The organism is Streptomyces sp. NPDC017943, from assembly GCF_044328425.1.
In the GTDB taxonomy this organism is placed as follows: Bacteria; Actinomycetota; Actinomycetes; order Streptomycetales; family Streptomycetaceae; genus Streptomyces; species Streptomyces djakartensis_A.
Genome location: NZ_JBIRHH010000006.1, coordinates 322,101 through 339,085, shown reverse-complemented (window position 1 = coordinate 339,085; position 16,985 = coordinate 322,101). Strand labels below are relative to the sequence as shown.

At 73.6% G+C, this 16,985-nt stretch carries 22 protein-coding genes; 14 read left to right on the top strand and 8 right to left on the bottom strand.

What is annotated here, in order from left to right; translation table 11 throughout:
• The 5 genes from ACH4C6_RS21595 to ACH4C6_RS21575 all read left to right on the top strand — a co-directional run bounded on the left by ACH4C6_RS21595 (position 1) and on the right by ACH4C6_RS21575 (position 3,609).
• On the top strand, positions 1-1,632 hold the full coding sequence (locus tag ACH4C6_RS21595) for a right-handed parallel beta-helix repeat-containing protein (protein WP_398110208.1): 1,632 nt from the start codon (positions 1-3) through the stop codon (positions 1,630-1,632).
• A gap of 67 nt (positions 1,633-1,699) precedes the next feature.
• Entirely contained in the window at positions 1,700-2,491 is a 792-nt protein-coding gene (locus tag ACH4C6_RS21590; RefSeq protein WP_398110207.1) for an N-acetylmuramoyl-L-alanine amidase, read from the top strand.
• A 52-nt stretch (positions 2,492-2,543) separates the two neighbouring features.
• Positions 2,544-2,813, top strand: a complete 270-nt coding sequence (locus ACH4C6_RS21585) for a holin (protein WP_398110206.1) — start codon at positions 2,544-2,546, stop codon at positions 2,811-2,813.
• Positions 2,813-3,283 (top strand): hypothetical protein, encoded by a 471-nt coding sequence (locus tag ACH4C6_RS21580; RefSeq protein ID WP_398110205.1) that lies wholly within the window; start codon positions 2,813-2,815, stop codon positions 3,281-3,283. Before ACH4C6_RS21585 ends, ACH4C6_RS21580 begins: the two co-directional genes overlap by 1 nt.
• The gene (locus tag ACH4C6_RS21575) at positions 3,280-3,609 is read left to right on the top strand and encodes a hypothetical protein (protein WP_398110204.1); all 330 of its coding nucleotides are present in this window, start codon (positions 3,280-3,282) and stop codon (positions 3,607-3,609) included. The genes ACH4C6_RS21580 and ACH4C6_RS21575 overlap by 4 nt, the downstream gene beginning before the upstream one ends.
• Before the next feature lie 113 nt (positions 3,610-3,722).
• On the opposite strand, the gene ACH4C6_RS21570 is transcribed toward ACH4C6_RS21575, so the two are convergent.
• Positions 3,723-4,484, bottom strand: a complete 762-nt coding sequence (locus ACH4C6_RS21570; RefSeq protein ID WP_398110203.1) for a GntR family transcriptional regulator — start codon at positions 4,482-4,484, stop codon at positions 3,723-3,725.
• Positions 4,485-4,645: 161 nt separating this feature from the next.
• Between ACH4C6_RS21570 and ACH4C6_RS21565 the strand changes: the two genes are divergently transcribed.
• Positions 4,646-4,819, top strand: coding sequence for a hypothetical protein (locus ACH4C6_RS21565; RefSeq protein WP_398110202.1), 174 nt, complete (start codon positions 4,646-4,648; stop codon positions 4,817-4,819).
• Positions 4,820-4,822: 3 nt separating this feature from the next.
• Positions 4,823-5,173, top strand: a complete 351-nt coding sequence (locus ACH4C6_RS21560) for a hypothetical protein (RefSeq protein ID WP_398110201.1) — start codon at positions 4,823-4,825, stop codon at positions 5,171-5,173.
• 270 nt (positions 5,174-5,443) lie between these two features.
• On the opposite strand, the gene ACH4C6_RS21555 is transcribed toward ACH4C6_RS21560, so the two are convergent.
• Positions 5,444-5,680, bottom strand: a complete 237-nt coding sequence (locus ACH4C6_RS21555) for a helix-turn-helix domain-containing protein (RefSeq protein WP_398110200.1) — start codon at positions 5,678-5,680, stop codon at positions 5,444-5,446.
• Positions 5,681-6,167: 487 nt separating this feature from the next.
• Between ACH4C6_RS21555 and ACH4C6_RS21550 the strand changes: the two genes are divergently transcribed.
• From ACH4C6_RS21550 to ACH4C6_RS21535, 4 genes are all read left to right on the top strand, one after another.
• Positions 6,168-6,473: a hypothetical protein gene (locus tag ACH4C6_RS21550; RefSeq protein WP_398110199.1), complete on the top strand. Its 306-nt coding sequence runs from the start codon at positions 6,168-6,170 to the stop codon at positions 6,471-6,473.
• A gap of 149 nt (positions 6,474-6,622) precedes the next feature.
• Positions 6,623-6,829 carry a dehydrogenase gene (locus ACH4C6_RS21545; RefSeq protein WP_398110198.1) on the top strand — a complete coding sequence of 69 codons (207 nt, stop codon included), beginning with the start codon at positions 6,623-6,625 and terminating at the stop codon, positions 6,827-6,829.
• A 55-nt stretch (positions 6,830-6,884) separates the two neighbouring features.
• Positions 6,885-7,844 carry a D-2-hydroxyacid dehydrogenase family protein gene (locus tag ACH4C6_RS21540; protein ID WP_398110197.1) on the top strand — a complete coding sequence of 320 codons (960 nt, stop codon included), beginning with the start codon at positions 6,885-6,887 and terminating at the stop codon, positions 7,842-7,844.
• 194 nt (positions 7,845-8,038) lie between these two features.
• The gene (locus tag ACH4C6_RS21535; RefSeq protein ID WP_398110196.1) at positions 8,039-8,320 is read left to right on the top strand and encodes a chaplin; all 282 of its coding nucleotides are present in this window, start codon (positions 8,039-8,041) and stop codon (positions 8,318-8,320) included.
• Between the two features lie 94 nt (positions 8,321-8,414).
• Here the strand turns inward: ACH4C6_RS21535 and ACH4C6_RS21530 are convergent, their stop codons facing one another.
• From ACH4C6_RS21530 to chpG, 6 genes are all read right to left on the bottom strand, one after another.
• Positions 8,415-9,281 (bottom strand): tyrosinase family protein, encoded by an 867-nt coding sequence (locus ACH4C6_RS21530; protein ID WP_398110195.1) that lies wholly within the window; start codon positions 9,279-9,281, stop codon positions 8,415-8,417.
• On the bottom strand, positions 9,265-9,759 hold the full coding sequence (locus ACH4C6_RS21525; protein ID WP_398110194.1) for a tyrosinase family oxidase copper chaperone: 495 nt from the start codon (positions 9,757-9,759) through the stop codon (positions 9,265-9,267). The genes ACH4C6_RS21530 and ACH4C6_RS21525 overlap by 17 nt, the downstream gene beginning before the upstream one ends.
• A gap of 168 nt (positions 9,760-9,927) precedes the next feature.
• Positions 9,928-10,446: a hypothetical protein gene (locus ACH4C6_RS21520; RefSeq protein WP_398110193.1), complete on the bottom strand. Its 519-nt coding sequence runs from the start codon at positions 10,444-10,446 to the stop codon at positions 9,928-9,930.
• A 210-nt stretch (positions 10,447-10,656) separates the two neighbouring features.
• A complete protein-coding gene (locus tag ACH4C6_RS21515; protein WP_398110192.1) occupies positions 10,657-10,941 on the bottom strand; it encodes a hypothetical protein in 285 nt (94 codons plus the stop codon).
• A gap of 168 nt (positions 10,942-11,109) precedes the next feature.
• Positions 11,110-11,739, bottom strand: a complete 630-nt coding sequence (locus ACH4C6_RS21510; RefSeq protein ID WP_398110191.1) for a hypothetical protein — start codon at positions 11,737-11,739, stop codon at positions 11,110-11,112.
• A 249-nt stretch (positions 11,740-11,988) separates the two neighbouring features.
• Positions 11,989-12,228 (bottom strand): chaplin ChpG, encoded by a 240-nt coding sequence (chpG, locus tag ACH4C6_RS21505; protein WP_062926927.1) that lies wholly within the window; start codon positions 12,226-12,228, stop codon positions 11,989-11,991.
• Positions 12,229-12,701: 473 nt separating this feature from the next.
• On the opposite strand from chpG, the gene ACH4C6_RS21500 reads away from it, so the two are divergent.
• The 3 genes from ACH4C6_RS21500 to ACH4C6_RS21490 are packed head-to-tail and all read left to right on the top strand — an operon-like array spanning position 12,702 to position 16,636.
• Positions 12,702-13,865: a glycosyltransferase family 4 protein gene (locus tag ACH4C6_RS21500; protein ID WP_398110190.1), complete on the top strand. Its 1,164-nt coding sequence runs from the start codon at positions 12,702-12,704 to the stop codon at positions 13,863-13,865.
• Positions 13,862-15,286, top strand: a complete 1,425-nt coding sequence (locus ACH4C6_RS21495) for a sugar transferase (RefSeq protein WP_398110189.1) — start codon at positions 13,862-13,864, stop codon at positions 15,284-15,286. Before ACH4C6_RS21500 ends, ACH4C6_RS21495 begins: the two co-directional genes overlap by 4 nt.
• A gap of 6 nt (positions 15,287-15,292) precedes the next feature.
• Entirely contained in the window at positions 15,293-16,636 is a 1,344-nt protein-coding gene (locus tag ACH4C6_RS21490) for an O-antigen ligase family protein (protein ID WP_398110188.1), read from the top strand.
• Positions 16,637-16,985 lie beyond the last annotated feature (349 nt).

The following is a 16,985-nucleotide window of genomic DNA, read 5'->3' as shown; positions in this document are numbered from 1 at the left end:
TTGTCCACTCCCGTGAGCCGCTGGTACCCGGGCATGGCCATCACCGCCGGCCGCCTCCAGTACATGCTGGAGGTGGCTCTCACCGGCGGCAGCGTCATCAACGTGGCGTCATACGGCGTGGTCGGGGACGGCTCCGCCGACGACGCTGCCGCGATCCAGTTGGCGCTGAACGCGGCCCGGGACCGGGGCGGGGCGCAGGTGCTCGTGCCGCCCGGGGTGTACCTGATCGGGCAGACGCTCCGCATCTACGGCAACACCCGGCTGACGCTGCGGGAGGGGGCGGAGTTCCGGCGGAACGTGGCCGCCACCATGCTCATCAACGGTGACGCCGGCCAGGCCTTCGGCGGGTACACGGGGCACTCCCGCATCACCATCGAGGGCGGCTTGTGGAACATGCGCGGCACCACGGCCGGGCTAACCGCGTCCGCCATGTGCATCTCGATCGGACACGCCACGGACATCGTGATCCGCGACCTGGAGGTCCGCGACCTGCCCGGTTTCCACGCGATCGAGCTGAACTCGACGAACCACGCCCTCGTCACGAACTGCCAGTTCCGGGGGTACGTCGACCCGGGCGGCCGGGACTTCAGCGAGGCCATCCAGATCGACCTGGCCAAGAGCGCCGCCGTGTTCGGCGGGTTCGGCCCGTACGACCACACCGAGACCAAGGACGTCACGATCACCGGGTGCCACTTCGGTGGCTCCGACACGGCGGGCACCACGCCGTGGCCGCGCGGGATCGGCTCCCACTCGGCGACGATCGGCAAGCGGCATCGCCGCATCCGCATCGCGAACTGTTCGTTCGAGAACGTCGTCCAGTACGCGATCAGCGCGTACAACTGGGAAGACGTGACGATCACCGGGAACACGTTCGTCTCGTGCGGCGGCGGGGTGCGTCTGCGCTCGGTGATCGTATCGGACCCGGAGGACACGAAGGACGTCAACGGCAACGCCACCGGCGCCAGCCAGGACATGAAGAACATCTCCATCGTCGGGAACTCGTTCCGGTCGGGCGGGAGCTACGACAACGCGATCGTGGCGTACGGGGAGACGACCGGGCAGATCCTCGGCGTGACGATCGTCGGCAACGTCATCGACGGGACGACCGGCGGCCAGTCCGGGCTGCGCCTGTACCGGGTGGAACGGGCCGTGGTCAACGGCAACATCGTGGCGAACACGGCCGGGACAAACATCTCCACCGAGGCCGTGAACAACGCCGTGGTGATCGGCAATTCGATCATCTTCGGTGGTGCGCACGGCATCACGATGGTCGACAGCAACAACTCGAACATCCTCGACAACCAGGTCCGTGATCCGTGGTCCAGCGGGATCCTCGTGCAGGGCGGCACGGACATCCAGATCCGCGGGAACTTCGTGGACGGCGCGAACCGCGGGAACACCTCGGCGTACGGGATCCGCGTGTCGACGAACCCGGCGGGCGTGGCCATCTCGGGCAACAAGTGCCGCCCGGGCGGGTCCAGCACGAAGGCCGTGCGCGGCCTGTCCATCTCGTCCGGCACGTCGATCCACCGGTTCGGCAACGACATGCGTGGCACGTGGTCCGGATCCGGCGGGACCGGCATCGAGGACGCCTCCACGTCGCCGAACACGACCGCTACCGACATCCAGTAGACCGCCTCATCCCTCGTACGCCCCGCGCCGGCTGGCCGGGGCCTTTCTCATGTCTGGAGGCCCCCCAGTGGCCACACCGCTCACTGCTGACCGGCTCGTCGCCGCGCTGCGTGCCGAGGGCTGCACCGTGCACGAGGTGCCCGGCTGGCGCAGCAACAACCGCAACCACAAGGGCAAGTGGGGCCCGGTGCACGGGGTGATGATCCACCACACCGTGACCGGGCCGGGCGTGGACGTCGTGGGGCTGATCTTCCGCGGGCACAGCACCCTGCCGGGCCCGCTCGCGACCGGCTGCATCACCAAGGACGGCGTGGTGCACCTGACCGGCAACGGCCGCGCCAACCACGCGGGCGGCGGGGACGGCGACGTGCTCCAAGCCGTGATCGGCGAGTCCTACAAGACCCGCCCGGCCGCGCCGACCGAGCACGACGGCTCCGCCGGTGCGGTCGACGGCAACGCCCGCTTCTATGGCTGGGAGTGCGAGAACAAGGGCGACGGCAAGGACCCGTGGCCGCGCGTGCAGTACGACGCCATGGTCCGGGCCACCGCCGCCATCTGCCGGTCGCACGGCTGGAACGCCCGGAGCGGCATCGGGCACCTGGAGTGGTCCGACTGGAAGGTCGACCCGCGCGGCATCGACATGGCCGACTTCCGCCGCGACGTCGACGAGCTGCTCGCCCACCCCGCTGGCTGGTCGCCCGGCGCCACGTACACCGTCGCCCGCGGCGACACCCTCTGGTCGATCGCGGCCAGCAAGCTCGGCAACGGGAACCGGTGGCGGGAGATCGCCACCCAGAACGGCCTGAAGAACCCGGACGACATCACGCCCGGCCAGAAGCTCACCCTGCCGGCGAAGTAGCGCTCAGCGCTGCTCGCGGGGCCCCATCTCACCTCACAGACAGGACGACACCATGACCCTGACCACCGGAGCCTTCTGGAAGGCGACCATCGAACGCGCGGTGCGCACCTTCGCGCAGGGCACCCTCGGCGCCGTGAGCGCCGACGGGCTCGGCCTGCTCGACGTCGACTGGGGCGACGCGTTCGGCATCGGCGGCCTGGCCGCTGCCCTCGCGGTGCTCACCGCGATCGCCACGAGCGGCGGCACGGAGGGGCCCGGCATCACGGAGACGGTCGCCCGGCCCGGCGGCCACACCGCGCCGAGCGGACCGGCGGCCCTCTGATGCGCGCGGCGGCCCGGCGGCTGACCAGACGGCTGGGCCGCCGCTTCACCGGGCACCTCGGCCGCCGCGGCCCGTTCCTCATCTTCATGGGCATCGGCAAGGTCTGCCTCGGTGCGTCGTTCATCCTCGACCCGCCCACGACCACCGGCGGCCTGGAACTGCTGCTGCACTTCGCGCCGCTGCACTGTTGGGCATGGGTGTGGATCATCTGCGGCACCGCCACGTTCTGCTCGGCCTGGCTGCGCTTCGGTTGGGACGGTTGGGGGTTCGTCGCCGCGTCCGCCCCGCCGGCCCTGTGGGCGTTCGCCTACGGCTGGGCGGGCCTGGCGGACGGTTACGCCCGTGGCCTGTGGCTGTTCGTCTGGTACATCACGTCGCACTGTGGGGTGATCTGGTGCGCATCACGAGTTCCGCCTGATGCCGGATCACCCCGGAACCTTGGCCAGGCGGCTGAGGGGAGACCTGGATGAACGGCGCCTGGGGAATCATCGGTGCAGCCATCAGCGTCATCGGCACCATCACCATGGGGGTTCTCACTTACCGAGGCACACGGTCTGCCGCGCGCATCAACTCCGCCCCCACGTCCAAGCAGGTCGACCTGTCGGTCCTCCAGGCGAGCGTTGAGCGTCTGGAGAAGGAACACGGCGAGATGCAGCGGCAGCTCACCCGCTTCCGCACGCTGCTGTGGGACGCAATCGGGTGGGCTAAGCGGCGCGGCGACCAAGTCGAGCGCCTCGGCGGTACCCCCGAACCGACCCCCCAGGAGATCGAGGAGTTCTACCGCACCGGTGTGTGAGCCCCGGCCCGGCCCCGTGGTGGGAGGCCGGCCCGGGACGTGTGCCCCCCACGAAACTTGCCCCCGTCCTCCCCGGTTATGGGGAGGGCGGGGGCGCTTTGTCGTGCCCGGGGTCAGCGCACGGCCGGGGCCTCGCCGTACACCGCTACCCACCGGTCGCCGCGCATGACGACGTCGGCCGTCTCGACGGGGCGGCCGGTGGCCTGGTCGTAGTAGGTCCGCTCGACGGCGAGGACGGGCCCGGGCGGGGTCATGCCGAGGGCCTGGGCCTCGGCGCGGGTGGCCATGCGGGCGCGGACCCGCTCGACGGGGTCACCGACCTCGATGCTCAGCACCCGCATCCGCGCCGCGACGCCGACCCCGGCGTAGGGGCCGACCTCGGGCAGCGCAACGAGGGACTGCCCGGTGAGCGCGAGGGGTTCCCACGACTCGGCCAGCTGCACGGGCCGCTCGTCGGCGAGGTAGACGTACGAGGTGTGCATCACCGGCGCCCCGGCGTCGATGCCGAGCCGGGCGGCCAGCGCCTCGCTCGCCTGCTCGGTGGTGGACTCGTGCCGCCACGTGCCCACCGCGCCCTGCTCGGCCACGCCCCGCGCGAACGGGCTGTCCTCGGACCGGCGGCGGTGCTGGCGGACGAGAAGTTCCGGCGTCTCGGTGCCGCGGACGTAGTGGCCGACGCCGTGCCGGGAGACGACCAGGCCGTCATCGACGAGCACCTTGTACGCGCGGCTGGCCACGCTGTTGCTGCCGCCGTACTGCTCGATCAGCTCGGCGACGGATGGGAGGCGGGACCCGGGCGCGAGTTCACCCGAGGTGATGCGGGCGCGCAGCTCGTCAGCTACGCGCAGGTACAGCGGCGGCTCGCTGGTGCTCACTGTCCGCCTCCCTTCTGTGTGACCTGCGTGACAGAGTAGTGCCGGTCTCGCTACTCTCGTACGAGAGTCAGTCTCTCGCACGAGACCGGGGATGTGCTGTGCCTATCAGCCTGCGAGCAGCGGCGTTAAGAGCCGCGCTGGAACGGGCCCTCGACGGGCCGGTGCACCTGCTCGTGCTGGACGGCGGCCGTACCCGCCTACACGCCACGGCACCCGAGCCCCGGGACATAGCCGCCTGGCGCAGAGTCCTGCCCGCGCTCGCCAGCGCGGACCACTGGGGCAGCTGCGACACGGCGGACGCACCGGAGGTCTGGGCCGAGATACACGAGGGGTAGCAGATGAGCAGCACAACGGAGGTCACCCCACAGGCCATAGCCGAGCTGGCCGTGCCCGACCTGGCCACGCTGACCGACGAGCAGGTGCAGGGCCGAGTGTGCGTGTGGGACCGCCACGAGGATGTGCTCACCGGGGAATCCGCGGTTGACCTCGGCGAGCGCATGACCGAGCTGGCCGGTACGTCATCGCCGATGCGTTGGTTCCCTCGCGGCTGCCGGCGGCACGTGGCCGAGCAGGCGTATGTGGCCCTGTTCGAACACACGCTGGAGCACTGCCGGGAGTGCCGGGGCAGCGACACGTGCCCGATCGGCGCGGCGCTGCTGCGCCTGCATCTGCGTCGGGGGTGGCTGTGACCCCGCGAGTGAAGACGATGGAGAACGCTCCGCTCCTCGGCGAGCCGCTGCCCGAACCGGATCCCGCGCCGGGCTGCACGGCGTGTGAGCGCTGGGCCCGCGAGCGGAGCACGGCCCGGGCTGAGGGCGACGGGGCGCGCGTCTCGGACTGCAACGTGCGGATACGCCGGCACCCGCGCCACTGACCCCCGCTCCCGGCCTGCGGCACGCCGGCCGGGCCGGTAGCGGGACCGAGCGGCCTGCCCCTGTCCCCCGTCGGGGGCGGGCCGCTCACCCAACGAGGTCTCGCAGGGGGACGCCGATGGCTTCGGCGAGACGGATGAGCGTGTCGAGAGTCGGGGACTGCTGTCCCTGCTCGATGCGGACGACGGAGGGGCGGTCGATGCCGGCGGTCAAGGAGACGGTCTCCTGCGTGAGGTTCGCGTCCAGCCGTAAGGCGCGGATCTGTTCGCCTACCTGCCGCCGACGCGCGAGGACCCAGTCCGGCGGAGGCGAGGCAGATGGCACCCGCTCACGTTGGCGGGTCAAGATCAATTTGTCTGTAGGGGTTGGCCTACATCATTTGCGGGCGGGGTGGGTATCACGGCCTGGCACCACCCCCCTCACGGGCGCCGGTCGCGGGACTCTCTGCACGAGGTCTGCCGCTCGGATGGCGGCTCCGCGCGCCGGCTGGCCGCCCCGGCCCTACGATGGGTCGGGGCGGTCCCTCTTCGGGGGGATCGGTTCCCGGTCGGATGGGCCGGGAGATGGGCCAAGCGCCTTGCATTAATGTGGCGGAGCGCGACCAGGGAAAACCGCAGGTTAGTACAGAGCTAAGTGCTCAACACCTTCTAAGCGCTTGGCCGCAGGTTCGAGTCCTGCCGGGGGCGCACGTCTCCGCCCTCCCTCCGGGAGGGCTTTTTGCTGGTCAGGCTGGTCAGGGTGGGCTCCGGCGGTAGTCTGAGCGGCTCGTGGGGCGCGGGGCCGACGCGCCGGGCAATGGACGGGAGGCGGCGTGAAGTCGCTGAGGAAGCTCTTCGCGACGCTCCGGAACACGCACGAGGCACCGGGCGACGAGACGTTCGCGCGGGAGAGGCCGTGTGCGTGCTCGCCCGAGTGGCCGGCGCTGGAGACGACGGCGAACGGCTACGTGATGCGCGCGCTGCCGTCAGCGCACTACAGCATCATGACGAACCCCGAGATCGGGACGTTCGTCGCTAGGTGCACGGGATGTCACGCCAGGTACCCCAGCCCCTGGGTGCTGGACACGAACGAGCCGATGCCCTACGCCTGGGCGCGGGAGCCCGACGACCCGCGCTGATCCGCACCGCGCATGCACATCGGCGCGAGAGGGGTCACTTCTCCCGATCGTGTCGACAGCCGGGGCCACAGCCCCGGACCCACCCAGCGCCTTCGGTGCTCGCGTGCAGGTTCGAGTCCTGCCGGGACGCCCCCTATATGCTCCACGCCATGCCGAGCGAAGAACCGCAGACCTGCCCCCAGTGCGGTGGACGCCTCACCATCGGGGCCATGGTCCTCGCCAGGCGCGAGGAGGACGGACGGCGCGTCTGCCGCGCGGTCTCGGCCTGCGGCAGCCGGCACGTCTGGTGGAGATGGTCGGACGGGCTCCACGGCGGCCTGGAGCCGTGCCCGTATCCGAAGCTGCTCACAGGCTGACGTCGACGGCGTCGGGCGGGGCGGTCTCGAGAAACACCAGGGAAAGGGGCGACGCGTGCGGTTGCGTTGTGCTGTGCTCGACGACTTCCAGGACGTGGCGGGCGAGGCCGCCGACTGGTCCTCGGTCGCGGACGAGGTCGAGGTCGTGTCGTTCGGCCGGCACCTCGACGGTGAGGACGCCCTCGCCGAGGCCCTGGCCGGCTTCGACATCGTGGTGACCCTGCGCGAACGCGTCCCCTTCCCCGGCTCGCTGATCGCCCGCCTGCCCCGGCTGAAACTGATCGTCGCCTCCGGGATGCGCAACTCGGTCATCGACTACGCGGCCGCCGAGGCGCACGGCGTCACGGTGTGCGGCACGGCCAGTTCCTCCACCCCGCCGGTCGAACTGACCTGGGCGCTGCTGCTCGGCCTCGCCCGCGGCATCGTCGAGGAGAGCAACGCCCTGCGCTCCGACGGGCCCTGGCAGAGCACGGTCGGCGCCGATCTGTTCGGCCGCCGGCTCGGCCTCCTCGGCCTGGGGAAGATCGGCTCCCGGGTGGCACAGGTCGGCCTCGCCTTCGGCATGCGGGTGAGCGCCTGGAGCCGGAACCTCACCCGTGAGCGCGCCGGCGCGGTGGGGGTCGAACTCGCCGCGTCCAAGGAGGAGCTGCTCGCGGACAGCGACTTCGTCTCGGTCCACCTCGCCCTCGGCGACCGCACCCGCGGCCTGCTGGGCGCCGCCGAACTCGCCCTGCTCAAACCGACCGCCTACCTGGTCAACACCTCGCGCGCGGCGATCGTCGACCAGGACGCCCTGCTCGACGCGCTGCGCTCGGGCCGCATCGCCGGAGCCGGGGTCGACGTCTTCGACGTCGAGCCGCTGCCCGCGGACCACCCGATGCGCACGGCACCGCGCCTGCTGGCCACCCCGCACCTGGGGTACGTCTCCCGCGCCAACTACGCCACCTACTACGGCCACGCCGTCGAGGACATCCGCGCCTTCCTCGACGGCTCCCCCGTGCGCCGGCTCCCCTGAGCTGCCTGGACCCGGCGCCCTCAGCCGCCCCGAGGCGGCCCGAGTCGCCATGAGCACGGCGCCTTCCGGCCCCGTCCGCCTTCAGGACGGGTGATCCGGCCATGATCGCCGTGACCCTCCGTCAGCGGGCGCGTTGAACGGGAAGCACGGTGGCGCCACCTGCCCCCGTGCTCACCGATCAGAAGGAGTACGTGATGTCTCGCATCGCGAAGGCGGCCGGCGTGGCACTGGGCACGGGTGCCGTGGTACTGAGCGGGGCCGGGCTGGCCACGGCCGACGCGGGTGCCCAGGGCGCGGCCGTCGGGTCGCCGGGCGTCCTGTCGGGCAACATCCTCCAGGTGCCGGTCCACATCCCGGTCAACGTCTGCGGCAACACGGTCGACATCATCGGGCTGCTCAACCCGGCGTTCGGCAACCAGTGCGAGAACAAGGACGACCCCAAGCACCACGACGGTGGCTACGGGTACGGCAACTGATCCGCACGCACCCCCGTGCACAGCCTGTGCACGACGAGGAGCCCCGGCACCTGACGCGCCGGGGCTCCTCTCGCGTGCGGGACGTCCGGACGCGTCACGCGTACCGGTAGATCCGCCCGTGGTCCTCCAACTGGTCCGGTGTCAGGTCCCAGGGTGGGAGCCGCTCGTGCCGCGCCACGACCCGCCGGTACTGCGCGCTGCCCCGCCCGGGCGGCTTCGCCGGGAGGTAGCGGTGCTCGCGGTGCCGCTGCTGCCAGCGGGACCACACCAGGTCGACGAAGGCGTGGTGCAGCCAGAAGACCGGGTCGTTGACGGAGGCCCCGCCCACCATCGCCCCGCCGACCCAGCGGTGCACGCGGTTGTGGTTGAGCCAGGAGGCGCTGCCCCGCCCGCTCCCCCAGCCCTCCAGCTTGTTGCGGAAGCCCTTGCGGACCGTGGAGTCCCAGGGCGAGACGTCGTAGACCGGGTCCTTGAGGGCCTGCTCCAGTTCGCTCTTCGTCGGCAGCTGGATCGGGTCGCGGGCGCGGCCGAGGTCCCGGGTGAGGAACTCCTCGTCCGTGACGCCCTCCTTGATGGTCCAGTTGCCCTGCGCGTAGGCGAACGGCCCGGTCGTCACCCGGCGGTCGGAGCGCCGGCCGGTGCCGCCGAGGAGGTCGTCCGTCCAGGGCGTGGACGTGGCCGAGCGGTTGCGCGTCCAGTCCCAGTAGGGCACCGACACCGACGCGTCGACCCGCCGCAGGGCCGTCTCCAGCTCCAGCAGGAACTGCCGGTGCCAGGGCAGGAAGGAGGGCGCCATGTGGGCCGTGCGCAGGCCGTCCTCGCCGTCGGAGGCGTAGTACTCGATGTGCGTGCGCACGAACTCGTCGTACTCGCCGCGCCGCTTCACCTCCAGCAGCGCGTTGACGAACCGGCGCTTCTCGCTGCCGGTGAGTGTGCTGACGTCCTTACGCGTGTACGCCATGCGCTCCCCCGTCCCGCTGACCCGGGCCGTGGCCGGGCAGGTCGCGCAGGCGCTGCCCGGGGCCGAGTTCGTCGACGGCGGCCCGGGTCGCCGCCAGGGGGGTGGGGTAGGAGCGGTAGTGGTCGACCATGCTCAGCCAGGTGCCGTCGGCCCGGCGCATCAGGTGCAGCGGCCGGCCGTCCACGGTGACGTGCCACTGCTCGTCCCCGGAGGCCTGCTCGGGGACGAGCGGCACGCCCTGGATGCGGCGGCCCCGGTAGGTCTCCTCGAACCCGCCGTCGCCGGTCCACAGGTCGGGGTTCCCGCCGTCCGCGGCCTCGGGCTCCCCGAACCGGGTGGCCGCGACGACGGGCACGGCCGCGGCGCCCAGCGCCACGGCCAGCAACCCTCGCACCAGACCCCGCCGGGTCCGCGGGGCCGGCCCCCCCGCCGCTTCCCGCTCGGCTCCCACCGGTACTCCGCCGGCCGCTGTGACCATCCTGTGCTCCTCGTGCTCGGTGCTCGTCGTCGGTGTCCGTAGCGCTAACAGCCCGAAGGCCCCCGCGGTCACCGCCGCGAGGGCCACACGAGAACTCCCGTCAGGGGCGCACCTCTACAGGCCGTACAGGCCGTACAGGTCGTACAGGCCGTACAGGCGCTACGGGCCCTAGAGGCCGGGGCCGATGCCCAGGTCCGCCGTCGGCACGGTCTGCACCAGCGGGGCGAGCAGGCCCACCTGCGGCAGCTGCGCCTGCGGCAGGCCGAAGCCGGCCGGGTTGGGCGCGCCGAGCGGGGCGTCGACCGACAGGCCCGGGGCGAGGGTGTGCAGGTCGGAGGCGGGGGCGTCGACACCCAGGTGGTCGAAGCCGGCACCGAGGACGTGCGGCAGGGGCGCCCGCACGTCGGCGCCGGGCAGCCCGCCGTGGACGGGCAGCTGCGGCACGGTCCGGTCGGGCAGGAGCCGGCCCTCGACGTAGCGGGGACCGTCGGGCGAGCCCGGCACGGGCAGGGGGAGGTGCCCGGTGGCCTCGGGCAGCTCCATGTCGAGCGCCTTCTCGGCGCCGCCCAGCGGCAGCGGGACGGGGACCGTGCCGACCGCGGCGGCGGGGGTCGCGGCGGCGGCGCCGGCCGCGGCCGCCACACACGTCAGCACTGCGGCGAGGGTTCCTCGGGTGGTCGACTTCATCTGGGGTGCGGTCCCTTTCCTGGGTCGGGGGCTCGGCGTGCGTACCGAGTAACGAGCCGGGGAACCGCACGAGCGCACAATTCCCCCGACTGCCGCAGTAATACGACGGTCGCCCCGGTCCGGCGAACGCCCCGGTCCGACAGGCGCCGCCCCGGTCCGGCGAACGCCCTCCGGCGTCCGCCGGGCGTGCCGCGGGACGCGCCGTCGGTGTCACTTCGGCAGCGGAAGACCGCCGAGCAGGCCGCCCTTGGAGTTCAGCTTGGTCGTCGCGTGCTTCACGGTGCTGAGCACGGAGTCCTGGTTCTCGGTGTCCAGGGCGTTCGACTGGTGCTTGAGCGGCATCGGGTCGATGGGCTCGCGGGTGAGCGCGTTGACGGCGCCGTTGAGACTGGTGGGCGTGACGGTGGCCGGGTCGTAGGCGGCGTGCGCGGGGGTGGCGGCGGCTGCGGCGGCGAGGGAACCGACGAGGACGGCGGCGGCCTTCAGAGGCTTCATCGGGGTCCTTCCTGGGCGACTGTTGTCACCGTGTGGGGTGAATGTCCGACGCCTGCCTAACGAGGGGCGTGCGGCGCGGAAACCCCGTGACCAGAACCTCATATGAGTCGCTGAAACAGAAAGTCGTGCCGGTCGGGGACGGCCGGCACGACGTTCGGGGGCGTGGCGTCAGGGAGCCTTCGGCAGGGCGGACAGGCCCGCCAGGTCCGGGGCGGGAAGTTCGCTGCCGACCAGGGTGGCGGCGACGGTGTTGACGAGCCCGGTGACGACCTGGTCGACCGCCGGGGTGACCTCGGCGGTGTCGCCGGAGGTCACGGCCGCGACCAGAACGTCGGTGGCCTCGCGCAGGGCGGCCAGCGCCTCGGCCGCCAGGTCCTCCGGCAGTTCGGCCCGTCCCTCGACCGGGGCGGGCAGGGTGCTGGCCTGGGGCAGCGGGCTGCTCGGGGCGGCTGTGCCGGTCGTGCCGGCGCTCTGCCCGGACACCGCGGTGGCCTGGGCGATGGCGTCCTTCACCCCGGTGCTCAGCTCGGCAGCCTGCGACGGCGGCAGCTGACCGCCCTCCGCCTGGAGCACGGCGGTCAGCAGATCGGCGACCGGGGTGAGCACACCGCCCAGGTCGCCGAGCGCCTCGACCTGCTCCAGCGTCGCGTCCGCGTCGGGGGCGGGGGCCCGGGTGGCCGAGTGGGCGCGCTCCCGGTCCGGGGCGGTGTCGGCGGCCACGGCGGCGGGCCCGGCGATCCCGAGCAGCAGCGTGGCGCAGAGCGCGGGGGTCGCGATTCGCCGTGCGGGCAGACGCATGGGGGGTTCCTTTCGGTGGGGCGTCGGATCTTGTGCCCACCGTGCGAGGGGTGGCCGACCTCCGCAACCGAGCGAACGCACCAGGTCAGCGGCGTCCGCGCGAGCCGGCGCCGTCCCCCCTGGTGAGGCGGCGTGCACCCGGTCCGCCCGCCGGCGGCCCGCCCGCCCCCGTTCGGGGCAACGCGAAACCGGCCGCCCTCCCGCGTGGGTCCCACGGGAGGGCGGCCGGCCAGGGTTTCCGGAACGACGTCAGTCGTTCTCGCACTCGTTGCCGAACGCCGGGTTCAGCAGGCCGATGATGTCGACCGTGTTGCCGCAGACGTTGACCGGGATGTGCAGCGGAACCTGGACGACGTTGCCGGACAGCACGCCCGGGGAGTGGGCGGCCGCGGCCTGCGCGCCGGCGTCGGCGGCGGCGATGCCGGTGCTGCCCGCGACAGCGGCAGCGGCAGCGGAGGTCAGGACCAGGCCCTTCGCGATACGCGACATGGAGAGGTGCTCCTTGGGGGTTGACACAAACATCCGGGCGGATGCCCGGCGCTGTGTCAACGCGTGGCGTGCACCCGAGTTGTGCCGCCAAAGGAGTGATGTCGCCGCGGAGCCCGCTCCACCGGCAACGACACCCGCGCCCGGTTTCTCCGGGATCGTACGGATGGCCACTACAGTGGCGCACCTTCCCGCACACCCCTGCCGCGCGCAGTTCTGACGGTCCCTCGCCATCTTCGTGAAAGGCCTCGCCGGTCATGCGCACCTCGCATGTGCCTCGCTCGCTCTTTCGATCGGCCACCCAGGGGGGAGCACGTTCCGCGACGCCCTGCCGTGCGGTGGTGACCGGCGGGCGTCCGGCTCGTTGGCCAGCGGGACGCGGTGTGCGCCGGCGCGCTCCGCGGCGCCGTCGGCACCCGGCAGCCAGGCGCGTTCCCGCCGTACCGAGCGCCGTCCGTGAGCGAGGAAAACCGCGCATGCACCTGTCACCGACCGACCCTCCGCCGCGGGTCCTGCACATCACCCAGCCCGTGGACGGCGGTGTCGCCCGCGTCGTGACGGACCTGGTGGGCGCCCAGCTCGCCGACGGCCTGCGCGTCACCGTCGCCTGCCCCCGCAGCCCTCTCGCGGCCCGGCTGGGGGAACTCGGCGCGGACGTACGGCACTGGGCGGCCACGCGCGCACCGGGAGGCTCCACCGCCGCCGAGACACGCCGGCTGGCCCGGATCGCCGCGGAGGTGCGGCCCGACCTGGTGCACGCACACAGCGCGAAGGCCGGCCTGGCCGGGCGGCTCGCCCTGCGCGGCCGCGTCCCGACGGTGTTCCAGCCGCACGCCTGGTCGTTCGAGGCGGTCGGCGGCACGGCCGCGGCCCTCGCGCGCGGCTGGGAGCGGTGGGGGGCCCGCTGGGCGGCCCGGGTGGTGTGCGTCAGCGAGGCGGAACGCCGGCTCGGTGAGGCGGCCGGGGTGCACGGGCGGTGGAGCGTGGTGCCCAACGGGATCGACGTCGAGCGCTTCCGCCCGGCCGGCGCCGACGCCGTACGGGCGGACCTGCTGCCGGAGGCCGAACGCCGGGGGCCGCTCGTGATGTGCGTGGGGCGGTTGTGCCGGCAGAAGGGCCAGGACGTCCTGCTCACGGCGTGGGAGTCGGTGCTGCGGCGGGTGCCCGGGGCGCGGCTGGTGCTGGTCGGCGACGGTCCCGACCACGCTCGGCTGCGGGCCCTGGCGCCCCCCTCCGTGCGGTTCGCGGGGGACGTCGCCGACGTCGTGCCCTGGTACCAGGCGGCGGACCTGGTCGTGCTGCCCTCGCGCTGGGAGGGCATGGCCCTGGCGCCGCTGGAGGCCATGGCGTGCGGGCGGCCGGTGGTGGTGACGGACGTGGGCGGGGCCCGGGAGAGCCTGCCGCCCGGGCTCGCGCCGCACTGTCTGGTGCCCGCCCTCGCCCCGGCGGCCCTGGCCGGGGCCGTGACCGAACTGCTCCTGGACGCGCCGCTGCGCCGGTCCCTCGGCGACCAGGGGCGCCGGCATGTCCTGTCCACGCACGACGTGCGCCGCACGGCCCGGGCGGTCGCGGACGTGTACCGCGAACTGCTGGGCGCGCGCGCCGAGTCCACCGAGCGCAGGGAGTCAGTCGCCTCGTGACCGCGGAAAGCACCGTCCCCCCTCCCACCGGGCAGCCCCGGCGGCTCGCACGCCCGCCCGTGTCGCTGCTGCCGCCGCGCGGCACCGCGACCGGCTTCCGCGTCCCCGAGCGGCGCCCACCGGTGCGGGCCGCGTCACCGCTTCCGCTGCTCACCGCCGACGGCACGGCCGCCGTCCTGGGCGGGCTGGCGCTGTCCGGCACCCAGCGCCACCCGCTGCTGCTGGCGGTCCTGGTGGCCGCGTCGCTGCTGCTGCACTCCCACCGCCCCGCCCGGCTGCCCGCGCTGCTCGACGAACTGCCCGCCGTCAGCGGACGGATCGCGGTGGCCTGGCTGGCGCTCGGGGTGTTCACGGCGGCCTGCGTGCCGCAGCACGCGCTGTCCCTGTGGACGCTGGCCACCGGGATGCTGCTCCAGACGGTGGTCTGCTGCGCGGGGCGGGCCGCCGTGCACGCCTACCGGCGGGCCGAACTGCTGCACCGGCCGCAGGCCGCGCTGGTGGTCGGACCGGTGGCGACCGCGCAGCGCGTGGCCGCCGCCGTCCTGCGCCACCCCCGTTACGGGGTGCGGCCCGTGGGGGTCGTCACCGACGAACCCGACGGCAGCGCGGGGCTGCCCGTGCTGACCACGGGCGAGGAGGTGCAGCGGGCGGTCGTGCAGAACGGGGTGCGCGAGGTGCTGGCCGTGCGGACCTCGGCCCGGGCCTCGCACGGGCCGCTGCTGCGGGCGCTGGCCGAGTCGGGCTGCACGGTGTGGGAGATCGACCCGGACGTGCCCTCCAGCCGGTCGGGGGACCGGCTCGCCGGGTTCCCCTGCCGCCGCCTCGACCTCGGAGCGCGGCTGCGCGGCAGCATCGGCAAGCGGGCCCTGGACGTCGTGGTGTCCGGGACGCTGCTCCTGCTGGTCAGCCCGCTGCTGCTGGTGTGCGCGGCAGTGCTGCGGCTGACCGGCGGTCCGGGGGTCGTCTTCCGGCAGGAGCGCATCGGCAAGGACGGCCGGCCCTTCACGCTGCTGAAGTTCCGCACCCACCGCCCGGTCGACGAGCACGAGTCGGCGACGCGGTGGAGCGTGGCGAACGACCGCCAGATGCCCTGGTTCTGCCGGTTCCTGCGCCGCACCTCCCTCGACGAGCTGCTCCAGCTGTGGAACGTCCTGCGCGGCGACATGAGCCTGGTCGGACCGCGGCCCGAACGCCCCTACTTCGTCGCCCAGTTCGGCCAGACCTACCCGGGTTACGCCGCCCGCCACCGGGTCCGGGTCGGCGTCACGGGCCTGGCGCAGGTGCACGGGCTGCGCGGCGACACCTCGATCGAGGACCGCGCCCGGTTCGACAACGCGTACATCGACGACTGGTCGCTGTGGCGGGACGTCTGCATCCTGCTGCGCACGGCGGCGGCGCTCGTACGTCCGACGGGGAGCTGACCGCGCATGACCCGGGTCGGGGCGCACGCGCCCGTTCTCCCCCTGCTGGCCGTCGTCGCCCTGCTCGCCCTGCCGCTGGGGCCGGGCGGCGAGGGCGGCGCGGGCCCGGCGGACGCGGTGTCCGCGCTGGTCGTGCTGTACTGCGCGGTCCGTCTCGTCCGGGACCGCCGGCGGCCCCTGTCCCCCGCGGCCGCGGTGGTGCTGGGGTTGCCCGTGCTGGGGGTCGCCGTCGCCGCGGCCGGGGCGGTGTCGCCGGGCGAGGGGCTCGTCGGCCTCGGCCGCTACCTTCAGGTGTTCGTGCTGGTGCCGCTGTCCGTGCTGCTGCTCCTGCGGGACCGGGCCGACTTCCGGCTGCTGGCCTGGTCGTTCGTGGGGCTGGCGGTGTGGCAGGGGGCCGTCGGCGTGCACCAGTACGCGACCGCGACCGGCGCCTCGTACCAGGGCCGGCCGGTACGGGCCGTGGGCACGTTCGGGGCGCAGGACGTGATGGGCATGGCCACGGTCGTCTCGCTGGGGCTGGTCTGCGCGGTGGGTCTCGCGCTGGGCAGCGCGCCGGTGCGGCAGCGGGTGATCGCCCTCGTCTGCGCACTGCTGCTGCTGCCGCCCCTGGCGGTGTCCTTCAGCCGCGGGGCGTGGATCGCGACGGCGGTGACGTGCGTGGCGCAACTGCTGCTGTCCGGGCTGCGGCGGGCGCTGTCGGCCGGGGCCGTGGTGGCCGCGGCGAGCGTGATCCTGGTCGGCGGCTTCGGCGTCGGCACGGCGATGCTGCAGGAGCGGATCAGCAGCATCACGCGGGTCGCCGACGCGCCCGACCAGTCGGTGACCGACCGGTACACCATGTGGGCGGCGGCGACGGGCATGTGGGGCGAGCACCCGCTGGCCGGTGTCGGCCTGAAGGGCTTCCCCGAACACCGGGACGGGCACTCGTCGTTGGCCCTGTCCGCGGGCAGCGACACGGAGGGCGCGGGGGCGGCCTTCCGCAAGCAGCCGCTGCTGTCCCCGCACAACATGTACCTGCTGGTCCTGGCCGAGCAGGGGCTGATCGGCCTGCTGGCGCTGGCGGGCAGCTGGCTGGCGCTGCTGCTGTGCGCGGTGCGCGCCCTGTGGCGCACTCGCCGCGCGGCCGGCCCCGGCCTGGACTGCGGCCTGGTCGCCTCCGGCCTCCTGGTGTGGCAGCTGACCGACTTCGCCTATGCGGACATCGGCGGCCCGTCGACCGTCCTGACGGCGATGTGCTTCGGCCTGGCGGCGTGGTGGGGCCTGTCCGACCGGACGGGTCTCGCCGCGGCCGGGCCCACCGCCACCGCCCCGGACGCCCGGGGCGCGGTACAGGAGGCGCCGGCACGATGACGGTGACGCCAGAACAGACGGGCGCGGGCGGCGGAACGGGGTTCCCGGGCCCGGCGCCGGCGACCTGGGGCCGCTCGGCGGTCCCCCGCATCCCGACGGCCGCCCGCCCACGGGAGGCCACCGCAGCCGACCCGGCCCCGCCCACCGGACCGACTTCACCCGCCGGACCCGCTCCAGCCCACGGACCCACCCCGGCCACCGGCACATCACCAGCCGCACCTGCTCCGACCACCGGACCGGCTTCGCCCGCCGGGCCCGCTCCGACCTCACCCACCGGACCAGCAACCCGGATCCCCTCCGCGACCCCCCGCATCCCGACCACCGCACGCCCACGGGAGGCCACCGCAAC